This is a genomic window from Streptomyces sp. NPDC005303 (assembly GCF_040607335.1).
GTDB lineage: Bacteria > Actinomycetota > Actinomycetes > Streptomycetales > Streptomycetaceae > Streptomyces.
In genome coordinates this window covers 770542-781924 of the sequence record NZ_JBEXGM010000001.1, presented here as the reverse complement: position 1 = coordinate 781924, position 11383 = coordinate 770542, and the positions used below count along the sequence as shown (strand labels likewise).

Below are 11383 nucleotides of genomic sequence, written 5' to 3'. Positions count from 1 at the left end.
CGGTTACTTGACCGCGACCTGCGAGATGTCCAGAACACCGGTCCAGTCGCTGATCACGACGTTCTTGATGTCCTTGCCGTACAGGCGCTTGTAGACCGGGTGGAACAGCGGCACGGTCAGCGCCTGCTCGCCGATCTTCTTGTCCAGTGCACCCCATCGCTTGGCGGCAGCGTCAAGATCGGTCAACTTGTTGATCGCGTCAATCTCGGCATTGACCGTCTTGTCGTCGAGCAGGCCCGTGTTGAAGTTCGCGCCGTCCTTGACGATCTGCCGGCCGTCGAAGATCGGGGCGAGGAAGGGGCCGCCGGAGGGCCAGTCGGCACCCCAGTGGGCGAGGAAGAACCCGGGCTCGGTCTTCACGCTGTGGATCGTGTCCGAGTAGTCGTTCTCTTCCAGCCCCTGGAGCTTGACCGTGACGCCCGCCTTCTTGAGCGCGTCCTGGATCGCGGTCGCGATCTCGGGGCTGGTCTCGAAGTCCTTGGCGTTGGAGTGCGTCAGGGTGACCGTGAGCCCGTTCGGGTAGCCGGCCTCCTTCAGCAGCTCCTTGGCCTTCGCCGCGTTGCCCGTCGTACCCGCCGGGAAGAGGTCGTACGGCTCGTAGCCGAAGGACTTCTGGTTCGGCAGGAAGGTGGTGGCGGACTCGGCGAGTGCGCTGCCGCCGGCCGCGTTGACCACGGAGGAGCGGTCGATGGCGTACGAGATCGCCTGCCGCACCTTGACGTTGTTGAACGGCTTGACGGTCGGGTTGAACGCTATGTAGTTGGTGTAGCCGAAGTGGCCGGTGCCGACGCGGGAGGCGAGTTCCTTGTCGCCCGTCACCTTGGCGAGTTCGGCCGGGCCGAGGTTGGTGTCCGTGGTGACCGCGGCGGCGTCCGCTCCCTGGGACGACGACAGCCGCTGGTTGATCACCGAGGAGTCGAGCCCGGACTTGACGTCGATCCTGTCCGGGTACGCCTTGCGCTCGGCGTCCGTCGAAGTGGACCAGTACGTGTTGCGCTCCAGGACGAGATGCTCGCCGTCGTTCTGGTTCGAGACGACCTTGTACGGGCCGGACGAGACCGGGTGCTCCTCGTACTTCGTCCCGGTGTCCTTGGCCTTCGGTACCGGCGTGAACTGCGTCTGCGTGGCCAGGTACGGGAACTCGCCCTCGGGCTTGTTCAGGTGGAACACCAGGGTGCGGTCGTCCGGCGTCTCGATCGCCGCGAGGCCCTTCTTGTCCTTGTACGGCCCCTGGTAGTCGGCCGCGCCGACCAGCCAGTCCCGCAGGTAGGGGGCGCCGCCGGAGAGTTCGGGCGCGAAGGAGCGCTCGATGCCGTACTTGATGTCGGCCGAGGTGATCGCGGTGCCGTCCTCGTACTTGAGGCCCTTCTTCAGGGTGTACGTCCACACGGTCGCGTCCTTGCTGGGGCGCCCGGTGTCGGTGGCGAGGTCGGGGACGACCTTGGCGCCGGCGGCGCCGTTCTCGCGGTTGCGGGTGGTGAGGGTGCGGAAGACGAGGGAGGGCACGTTGCCGCCGCCGGAGGTGTACAGGCGGGCCGGGTCGAAGTCCTGCTGCGGGTTGGAGTTCAGGACCGTCAGGGTGCCGCCCTTGTGGGGCGTGGAGTCGCCACCGGAGCTCTTGGCATCGTTGTCCTCAGGGCCGCAGGCCGCGGCGCCCGCTGCCAGGACCAGGCTTACGGATACCGCGGCCACACGGCGCGCTGTGAGGGACGGTTGACGCATCGGAGACGACCTCTCGAATGATGAGTCTCGAATGGCGAGACAGATTGACGAAGGGTGAGACGAAAGTGGACAGACGTCCGCCCCGGCGTCGGGTCGTCGAAAAGGCCGTGACTCGGGTCACGGGTACATGTGCGGGATTCGCGACGCGCGCGCCTGGGGGCGGGCGTCAGCGACAGAGAATGTCGGCCACGCAGAGCGGGGTCACGCCGATGAGCGCCAGCTGAATGGCGGCGCTGTTCTCGACGACATGACTAGACCACATGGGCAGCAATATGTATGACCGATCAACACATGTCAATGTGACATATGCGCCATCCGTCAACTCCCCGGGTAGGCCCAGGGGTTGGCCCGGCAGTGGATCCCGTCGTGGTCGAGGAACTTGGTCTGCTGCTGCATGACCGGCGCGAGCTCGCCGTTCTTGTCGCAAGTCACATGGGAGTAGCCGAGACGGTGGCCGACTTCATGATTGATCAACATCTGTCTGTACGCATGGATCTGATCACCGTATGTGGTTGATCCCTGCGCCCATCGATACGCATTGATCATCACGCGTTCGGTGGCGGCCGAGTCGCACGAGACGTTGTCCTCCGTCGTGTCGAGACCCGATTTGGCGCACCAGTCGGCCGTGGTACCGGGGCTGGCGAGCGTGATCACGAAGTCGGGCTTGCCGGAGTAGATGCGCTCGAATGTCCTCGCTCCGTCGTGAGCCCAGCTGCGGTCGTCGTTGAGTGTCTTCTGCACGGCCTCGGCGAAGAGTGCGGCGTCGAGTCCGAGACCTTGTTCCACGTCCACGCGGTAGGTGTACTTCTGCCCCTTGCCGGGCGCCTTGTCGACCCCCTGGATCGCGTCGAACTTCCCCGAGCCGTGGAGCTTGGCGCTGAGCGGGTACTTCGTGGCCATCTTCTGCTCGTACGTCAGCGGCACCACGGCGGCCGAGGACGACGGCGAGGGCTGCCCGGCGGTGCCCGTGGCGGCTTCGCGGGCGTCCCGCGCCTGGTCGGTCGCGGACTGCGCGCCCGAGGCGGTGCCGCGTCCGTCGGTGACCTGTCCGGCCACCACGACGGCGAGCACGGTGACGACGGCGGCGGCCGCGATGCCGGTGAACGCCCGGCCCTTGCCGCCCTTGGCCTGCGACGGCGGATCGTGCGGCGGCGCGTCCCCGGAGTCGGGGCGGGCGTCCTCGTCGGTGTGGACGTCGGCGTCGCCGGGCCGGTCGGTGACGGAGTTGTACGGGTCGGAGGGGTGCGCGGCGGACGGGTGCCGGGCCGGGGGCGTCCCGACCCCTCGGAGGGGACCCTTCGCGGGAACGGGGCCGCGGGGTCCGCCGGGTGCGAAGAGATCGACGTCGTCGGCGAACGCGTCGACGTAGTCCTGGCGTGGCCCCGACCGCGTTCCCGAGGGCCCCCGCCTCTGCCGTGGCAGAGCGACGTCCGGCCCGGCGGCGGGTCCGCCCGGCTCCCGACCGCTCAACTCGCCCCAGCCGCCCCCGGATTCACGCTGCTCGGGATGCCCACCGCGGACCAGGGGCACGCCCCGGGCCGGAGTGCCGTCGGGAAGCCGCGGAACTCCACGCGGGGGCGTCCCGTCCGGAACCCGCCGCACACCCTGGCCGGACGGGCCGTCGGTCACACGCGCGACTCCACGCGCCGGCGTCCCATCGGGCAGCCGGGGAAAGCCGTGCGCAGGCGTCCCGTCGGACAGCCGGGGAAAACCGTGCGCCGGCGTCCCGTCCGGAAGCCGAGGAACGCCACGCGCGGGCGTGCCCTCCGAAACCCCAGAAGAACCGAACCCCGGCGTCCCCCCATCCGGAACCCGAGGAAAACCGTGCGCGGGCGTCCCATCCGGAACCCGAGGAAAACCGTGCGCGGGCGTCCCATCCGGAACCCGAGGAAACCCATGCGCAGGCGTCCCATCCGGAACCGGCAGGACGCCACCCGCAGGCGTCCCGTCCGGAACCCGCAGACCGCCCTGCGCGGGCACCCTGGCACCGGCCGCACCGCTGCCCGGTCCGCCCGCAGGCGCCCTGTGCTCGGGGCCCCGGCCACCCGGCCGAGCGGCCTGGGGCGCCGGAGCGGGGGAGGTCGGCGTCCGTTCCCGGCCCGTCGGCTCCGCGGCGAGGCCCCTGGCGCCCCGTACTGCCTCGGCGCCCGGCTGGCTCGTACCGCCGTTGCCGGAACTGCCCTTGTCGGGCCCCTTCTTGGGAGCGGGCCCGCGTCGACTGTGGCGTCCCACGCCGCGCCTCAGCTCCCCACGATGGTGGTGTCGGCCCCGTCACCGGAAGCCGTTGCGGCGTCTCTTCCGTCACCCGGGGCTCCCTCACCGGAGGGGCCCACGGAGCCGTCCCGCCGGTCAGAGCCTCCCACAGAACCGCCAGAAGCTCCCCTGGCCCCCTCGGTCCCCTTGTCCGCGACGAACTCCCGGAACGCCCCCGCCACCGTCTCCGGGTACTCCATCATCGCCACGTGCCCCGCCTCCGGCAGGGTCAGCAGTCGGGAATCGCGGAAGGTACGGGCCGCCTTCTGGGCCATGCGGAAGCCGACGAGCTGGTCGCGACCGCCGTAGACGAGCAAGGTGGGGGCGAGGACACGCTCGGCCTGGCGCCACAGCGCGTGCTGGCCGCCCAGCGTGTACGCGTTCACCAGTCCGCGCGCGGAACGCGTCAACGCGTCCCAGAAGTACGGTAGTTGCAGCCGCCGTTCCATCTCCTCGACAGCATCCTGGAAGCCCTCGGGAGAGACCCGCCCGGGATCGCCGTAGCAGAGCGCCGTGACCCCGCGGACGCGCTGCTCGGCCGTCCAGTCCCTGCTGAAGCGAGTGAAGAGACCGGCCACGCCCGGCAGCGCCAGCAGCCCCGTGGGCACGGCGCTGCGCTGGACGCGGATCTCCGGGAGGGCCGGCGAGACGAGGGTGAGGGTGCGCACCAGGTCGGGCCGCACCGCCGCGACGCGCGTGGACACCGCGCCGCCGAGGGAGTTCCCGAAGAGGTGGACGGCCCCGCGGCCGGACGCGTCGAGAAAACGGATCACCGCGCGCGCGTGAGCGGTGATCGAGTAGTTGCCGTCGTCCGGCGGCGGGGAGTCCCCGAAGCCCGGCAGGTCGATGGCCTCGCCGTCGACGTCGCCCTCCAGCTGCTCCATCAACGCAGACCAGTTCTGCGAGGAACCGCCGAGGCCATGGACGTACAACGCGGGCGGCAGCCCCCCGCGCGCGGGTGGCCTCGACCGCACCGTCAGCGTGATACCCGGCAGCCCCACCGACCTGAGCCGCTCGCCCTCGCCGACCCTGACGGGTGCCACTTTGGGAAGGACGGTGGCGGGCGGCACGAAGGGCAGCTCGGTCGAAGACATGCGGCAATGTTACGAGATGATCACACCGTGGTTCATGTGTTCGCCATCACAGAGCACCTGTGCGAGGCGGGTGCGGTGCAGGAGCGGTGCGGAATGCACCCTGCGGCACGCACATCGCATGGCGTCCAGATCGCGTGTCTCCTAGGCTCGTACGCAGGGCACCCGGATGTGGCCCCCTGTGTACATCAGGGACGTTCTAGGAAGGGAGCCCACCATGGCCTACGACCCCACCGACCCCGAGGCCCTCGCAGCCCTCGAGGCGCTGGAGAACGAGGAAGACGCCGACGAACTCGACGTCGAGGCCCCCGAGGGCGACGCAGCCGAGCAGCGCGCCGACGTCACGCCCGACCGCGACGACCCGCTGACCGGCGTCGACCCCGACCGGGCCAACGAGGCCGACCTCGTCGAACAGGCCCGGGTCGTCTCGATCGACGAGGACGACTATCGGTGACCTCGGCACGGCGCGAGACAGCCGGCAAAGCACTCATCAGGGCATTCCTGGGCAGGACCGGGACGGGCACTGCCCGCGAGATGTCCGTTTGAAACCTTTGCGCAGCTTTCGTCACCGTCCGGTCCGTGAAATTCTGCGTTCGTACCGCGCACAGCACGGTTACCGAAAAGTACGATGGCGGCGCGGCGCACACCGCATGTGGACGACATTGGGAGGCGGCGTGACAGCCATCGAGCAGACAGAGGCGGCACGCCCGAGGGGGACGCGCCTGCCGCGCCGTGCCCGACGGAACCAGCTGCTGGGCGCCGCACAGGAAGTCTTCGTGGCACAGGGCTACCACGCGGCCGCGATGGACGACATCGCCGAGCGGGCCGGCGTCAGCAAGCCGGTGCTCTACCAGCACTTCCCGGGCAAGCTCGACCTCTATCTCGCGCTGCTGGACCAGCACTGCGAGTCCTTGATCCAGGCGGTGCGCACCGCGCTCGCGTCGACGAGCGACAACAAACAGCGCGTACGGGCGACCATGGACGCCTATTTCGCGTACGTCGAGGACGACGGCGGCGCCTTCCGCCTGGTCTTCGAGTCGGACCTGACGAACGAACCCGCCGTGCGCGAGCGCGTCGACAAGGTCACCGTCGAGTGCGCCGAGGCGATCTCCGAGGTCATCGCGGAGGACACCGGCCTCTCGCGCGCGGAGTCGATGCTGCTCGCGTCAGGCCTCGGCGGTCTGGCCCAGGTGGTGGCCCGGTCCTGGCTGCACAGCGATCGCAGCGTCCCGCGCGACCAGGCGGTCCAGCTGCTGACGTCGCTGGCGTGGCGGGGCATCGCCGGATTCCCGCTGCACGGCACCGAGCACCACTAGGGGCGCGGAGCAGGCGCGGAGCACCACCAGAGGCCCGCAGGGACCGCAGACCACCCGCACGCGCGCGTGCGGGTCGTTTGTTCCCGTCCGTTGTTCGCTGTTGGCGTTCTTGCGCGAAGCGTGTACATCCCCTCACCGGGCTAATGTGTGCTGGTACGGCGCGGAAGGTCGCGCACTTCACTGACCGTCGGAGGGACATAGCCGTGGAGGTCAAGATCGGCGTGCAGCACGCGCCCCGCGAGATCGTTCTGGAGAGCGGTCAGAGCGCCGAGGATGTCGAGCGGGCGGTGGCGGATGCGCTGGCCGGCAAGTCTCAGCTGCTGAGCCTGGTGGACGAGCACGGCCGCAAGGTCCTCGTCCCGGCCGACCGTCTCGCGTACGTCGAGCTCGGTGAGCCGGCTCCGCGCAAGGTGGGCTTCGGCGCGCTGTAGGCAGACATACGGAGAGGGGCCCGGCGACCGCAAATCGCCGGGCCCCTCTCCGTGTGGCGGGCCCGATTTCTTCCTCCCCGTACGGAGCACGAACAGCACCCCGAGGAGGATTGCATTCCGCAGGTCACGGGTATGACGGGCTACGACCGTAATGCGCAGTGTGGCCGTGTGGGAGGGACCCCATGATGTTGATCGAAGCTCTCGGCTCCGCGCTGCTCGGTCTCGTACTGGCGGGGGTGGCGGCGCACCGCCTCGCCCACCGCCTGCCGACCCGTTCCCTGGTCCTCGCGACGGGCACCGCGGGAGCCCTCTTCGGCGCCTTCGTGACCCACACCGCGCTGGACCCCGGCAACATCCTGCTGATCCTGCTGGGCGCGGCGGTGGTCTCGGTGGCGTCGCTGTCCCTGCTCCTGCGGCCGTCGGGAAGACTCCGCCGCTCGGCGACGGCGTGAGAAACGACGACGAGGACGCCCTGTAGGGGCACGGGGCGACCGGTAAGGGCCAACCCGCGGCCGCCCGACGCCCCAAGGCTCCAGCCCTCCAGTCGCTACGCCGCCAGGCCCAGCGCGGCCATCCGCTTGGTGTGCGCCTCGGTGATCCGGGAGAACATCCGCCCCACCTCGGCGAGGTCGAACCCGTCCGCGACGCCTCCGACGAGCATCGTCGACAGCGCGTCCCGGTCCGCGACGACGCGCTGCGACTGCGACAGCGCCTCCCCCATCAACCGCCGCGCCCACAGGGCGAGTCGCCCGCCCACCCGCGGATCCGCGTCGATCGCCGCCCGCACCTTCTCGACGGCGAACCCGGCGTGCCCGGTGTCGTCGAGCACGGCCAGCACCAGCTCGCGCGAGTTCGTGTCGAGCCGCGCGGCGACCTCCCGGTAGAAGTCACTGGCGATCGAGTCGCCGACGTACGCCTTGACGAGCCCTTCCAGCCAGTCCGACGGCGCAGTCTGCCGGTGGAAGCCGTCGAGTGCCGCCACGAACGGCTCCATCGCCAGCGTCGGCTCCTCGCCGATCTCCGTCAGCCGGTCGCGCAGCTTCTCGTAGTGGTGGAACTCGGCCGACGCCATCTTCGCCAGCTCCGCCTTGTCCGCCAGCGTGGGCGCCAGCTTCGCGTCCTCCGCGAGCCGCTCGAAGGCCGCCAGTTCGCCGTACGCGAGCGCGCCGAGCAGGTCGACGACCGCGGCTCGGTACTGAGGGTCGGCGGAGGCCTTCGTCCAGTCCTGGGCGGCGACTCCGGTGGGTTCGGCAGGGGTCTCGGAGGCGTTGTCGGGCTTGTCAGAGGTCGTCATGAAGCGCACAATAGCCCGCTCTCCGGACGCCGGAAGGTCCTGGTCAATCAGTGTGACGACGACTACGTGACCAAATCGGCCATCACATGTGCGCGATTCCGGGGTATGGTGGTAATGCGCCTGCTGGTACGACAGTCCTTCATGAGTGCGCCATTTCATGAGTGCGCCGTACCTCGACAGGCCGCACGTATGAGGATGCCCGGTCGGAGGCCCGATCGGCTCCGACCCGACAGCCCTCCTCGCCCGTACGGCACAGTGCGTACGGAGTTCGGAGGGGGACCCTCAGCGGTACGAGCGCTAGAGCGTCGGCAGTGGTCCCGCGCCATTACGGCTTAGCCCGTAAGGCAGCCGACGTCCCCAGCACGGTAGACGACACCCCGCGCTCGCCTCGCACCGCGCACACAGAAGAGGCAGCACCCTGACTACGACTTTCCGCGATCTCGGGATTCTGACCGAGACGGCCGAGGCCCTCGAAGCCGTCGGCATCATCAATCCCTTCCCCATCCAGGAGATGACGCTCCCGGTCGCCCTCTCCGGCTCCGACGTCATCGGCCAGGCCAAGACCGGCACCGGCAAGACGCTGGGCTTCGGCCTCCCGCTCCTCGAGCGCGTCACCGTCCCCGCCGACGTCGAGGCCGGCCGCGCCCGGCCCGAGGACCTCACCGACGCCCCGCAGGCTCTCGTCGTCGTCCCCACGCGCGAGCTGTGCACGCAGGTCACCAACGACCTGCAGACCGCGGGCAAGGTACGCAACGTACGCGTTCTCGCCATCTACGGCGGCCGGGCCTACGAGCCCCAGGTCGATGCCCTGAAGAAGGGCGTCGACGTCGTCGTCGGCACCCCGGGACGGCTCCTGGACCTCGCGGGCCAGAAGAAGCTCAACCTCGGCCACATCAAGGCGCTCGTCCTCGACGAGGCCGACGAGATGCTCGACCTGGGCTTCCTGCCCGACGTCGAGAAGATCATCAACATGCTGCCGGTGCGCCGCCAGACGATGCTGTTCTCGGCGACCATGCCGGGCGCCGTCATCAGTCTCGCGCGCCGCTACATGTCGCAGCCCACGCACATCAACGCCACCTCGCCCGACGACGCGGGCAGGACGGTCGCGAACACCAAGCAGCACGTGTACCGCGCGCACAACATGGACAAGCCCGAGATGGTCGCGCGCATACTGCAGGCCGACGGCCGAGGACTGGTCATGGTCTTCTGCCGCACCAAGCGCACCGCGGCCGACCTGGCCGATCAGCTCCAGCAGCGCGGCTTCGCCGCCGGCGCGGTCCACGGCGACCTGGGCCAGGGTGCCCGCGAGCAGGCGCTGCGCGCCTTCCGCAACGGCAAGGTGGACGTGCTCGTCTGCACCGACGTCGCCGCCCGCGGCATCGACGTCGAGGGCGTCACGCACGTCATCAACTACCAGTCCCCCGAAGAGGAGAAGACGTACCTGCACCGCATCGGCCGTACCGGCCGCGCGGGTGCCAAGGGCATCGCGATCACCCTCGTCGACTGGGACGACATCCCGCGCTGGCAGCTGATCAACAAGGCGCTGGAGCTCAACTTCAACGACCCGCCGGAGACGTACTCCACCTCCCCGCACTTCTACGAGGAGTTGGGCATCCCCGCGGGCACCAAGGGTGTCCTGCCGCGGGCCGACCGCACACGCGCGGGGCTCGACGCGGAGGAGCTCGAGGACCTGGGCGAGCCGGGCGGACGCGGTGCGCGCGGCCGAGGTGACCGTGACCGTGACCGGGGCCGCGGTGACCGGGGCCGCGGACGAGGTGGCCGGGACGAGTCCCGCTCCGCCGAGCGCGAGCAGGCGGACCGTACGCCGCGCCGTCGCCGTCGTACCCGCAACGGGACCCCGCTGGACGCGATCGCCCCCGCCGAGGCGCTCGCCCCGTCGGAGAGCACCGCGACCGAGGACGCCCCCGCGACCCGCACCCCGCGCCGCCGTCGCCGCACCCGCGGCGGGGCGTCCGACTCGGCTCCGGCCACGGTGACCACGGCAGCGGCGACGGTCGAGCCGGCCGTGTCCGAGGCCGCGGAGTCCGCCGTCACGACGGCCGAGAGCCCGTCCCTCGACACCCCCGAGACCCCGGCCAAGCCGCGCCGCCGCCGTACCCGCAGGTCCGCGGAGACGCCTGCCGCGACGGAGACGGTCGTCGAGGCCGCCCCGGTCGCGGAGACCGCCTCCGTCCCGGAGGCCGCTCCGGTCACCGAGACCGCTCCGGCTCAGGCCGCCCCGGTGACGAAGCCGCGCCGCACCCGCAAGACCGCTGCGGCGGCTCCCGCGGAGGCCGCCGTGGACACGGCCGAGGCCACGGAGACCAAGCCGCGGCGCACGCGGAAGGCCGCGGCCACCGCCACGACCGCCGCCGAAGCCGCCGTGGACACCGCGGAGGGCACGGTCACCAAGCCGCGCCGCACCCGCAAGACCACGGCCGCGACGACGGAGACCGCAGCCGACACGGCGGAGACCGCGGAGGCCAAGCCCCGTCGCACCCGCAAGACTGCGACCGCCACCGCGACCGCCGTCACGGCCACCGCCGAGACCGCGGTGGACACGGCCGAGGCCGCCGAGGCCAAGCCGCGCCGCACCCGCAAGACCGCTGCCACGGCTCCCACTGCGGAGACCGCCCTGGACACGGCCGAGGCCACCGAGGCCAAGCCGCGTCGCCGTACCCGCAAGGTCGCCGAGCCCGCCGTGACCGCCGAGATCCCGGCCCAGACGGTCCCGGAGACGGAGTCGGCCGAGGTGGCCAAGCCCCGGCGTACGCGGAAGACGACGAGCACCGCGAAGGCTGCCGAGGTGGCGGTGGACACCGCGGAGGGCACGGTCACCAAGCCGCGCCGCACCCGCAAGACCACGGCCGCGACCACGGAGACCGCAGCCGACACGGCGGAGACCGCGGAGGCCAAGCCGCGCCGCACCCGCAAGACCGCCGCCACGGCCGAGGTCGCCGCGGACCCGGCCGAGGCCCAGCCCCGTCGGCGTACCACCCGCAAGGCAGCCGAGCCCGCGGTGACCGCCGACATCCCGGCCCAGGCGGACCAGGAGCCGAAGGCCACCGCACCGCGCCGCCGGACCCGCAAGACGGCCGCCGCGGAGCCCGCGGACAGCTGATCCGACACCGACGGCCCGGTCCCTTCACCAAGGGGGCCGGGCCGTCGTCGTATCCGGAACCGGCCCTGGGCAGCGGGCGTTGACGACACCCACGCAGGGGCGCGGGGCCGTATCGATGTGCGGCTCCGCCGCGTGGGCGCGACAAGCCACGACGA

General features: G+C 70.9%; 10 protein-coding genes. 5 read left to right on the top strand and 5 right to left on the bottom strand.

The annotated features are described in order from the left end of the window. Nucleotides 1–3: 3 nt before the first annotated feature. The 4 genes from ABZT93_RS03725 to ABZT93_RS03710 form a co-directional block, all read right to left on the bottom strand. Nucleotides 4–1722 carry an ABC transporter substrate-binding protein gene (locus ABZT93_RS03725; protein WP_356098262.1) on the bottom strand — a complete coding sequence of 573 codons (1719 nt, stop codon included), beginning with the start codon at nt 1720–1722 and terminating at the stop codon, nt 4–6. Nucleotides 1723–1888: 166 nt separating this feature from the next. Then, complete coding sequence (locus tag ABZT93_RS03720) at nt 1889–1984, bottom strand: Ms4533A family Cys-rich leader peptide (protein WP_356098259.1); 96 nt, start codon at nt 1982–1984, stop codon at nt 1889–1891. A 56-nt stretch (nt 1985–2040) separates the two neighbouring features. Further along, nucleotides 2041–3423 carry a DUF3152 domain-containing protein gene (locus tag ABZT93_RS03715; protein WP_356098480.1) on the bottom strand — a complete coding sequence of 461 codons (1383 nt, stop codon included), beginning with the start codon at nt 3421–3423 and terminating at the stop codon, nt 2041–2043. Between the two features lie 539 nt (nt 3424–3962). Beyond that, on the bottom strand, nt 3963–5069 hold the full coding sequence (locus ABZT93_RS03710) for an alpha/beta hydrolase (RefSeq protein WP_356098256.1): 1107 nt from the start codon (nt 5067–5069) through the stop codon (nt 3963–3965). Nucleotides 5070–5283: 214 nt separating this feature from the next. Here ABZT93_RS03710 and ABZT93_RS03705 point away from each other — a divergent pair, with 214 nt between their 5' ends. From ABZT93_RS03705 to ABZT93_RS03690, 4 genes are all read left to right on the top strand, one after another. Further along, nucleotides 5284–5520, top strand: coding sequence for a hypothetical protein (locus ABZT93_RS03705; RefSeq protein ID WP_356098253.1), 237 nt, complete (start codon nt 5284–5286; stop codon nt 5518–5520). A 220-nt stretch (nt 5521–5740) separates the two neighbouring features. Beyond that, entirely contained in the window at nt 5741–6382 is a 642-nt protein-coding gene (locus ABZT93_RS03700) for a TetR/AcrR family transcriptional regulator (RefSeq protein WP_356098250.1), read from the top strand. A gap of 203 nt (nt 6383–6585) precedes the next feature. Then, a complete protein-coding gene (locus ABZT93_RS03695) occupies nt 6586–6813 on the top strand; it encodes a DUF3107 domain-containing protein (protein ID WP_020136741.1) in 228 nt (75 codons plus the stop codon). Between the two features lie 185 nt (nt 6814–6998). Further along, nucleotides 6999–7265 (top strand): hypothetical protein, encoded by a 267-nt coding sequence (locus ABZT93_RS03690; protein WP_037720124.1) that lies wholly within the window; start codon nt 6999–7001, stop codon nt 7263–7265. 95 nt (nt 7266–7360) lie between these two features. Here ABZT93_RS03690 and ABZT93_RS03685 read toward each other — a convergent pair whose 3' ends face one another. Then, entirely contained in the window at nt 7361–8116 is a 756-nt protein-coding gene (locus ABZT93_RS03685) for a ferritin-like fold-containing protein (protein WP_356098246.1), read from the bottom strand. A gap of 502 nt (nt 8117–8618) precedes the next feature. Here ABZT93_RS03685 and ABZT93_RS03680 point away from each other — a divergent pair. Then, entirely contained in the window at nt 8619–11228 is a 2610-nt protein-coding gene (locus ABZT93_RS03680; protein ID WP_356098243.1) for a DEAD/DEAH box helicase, read from the top strand. Nucleotides 11229–11383: the final 155 nt, after the last annotated feature.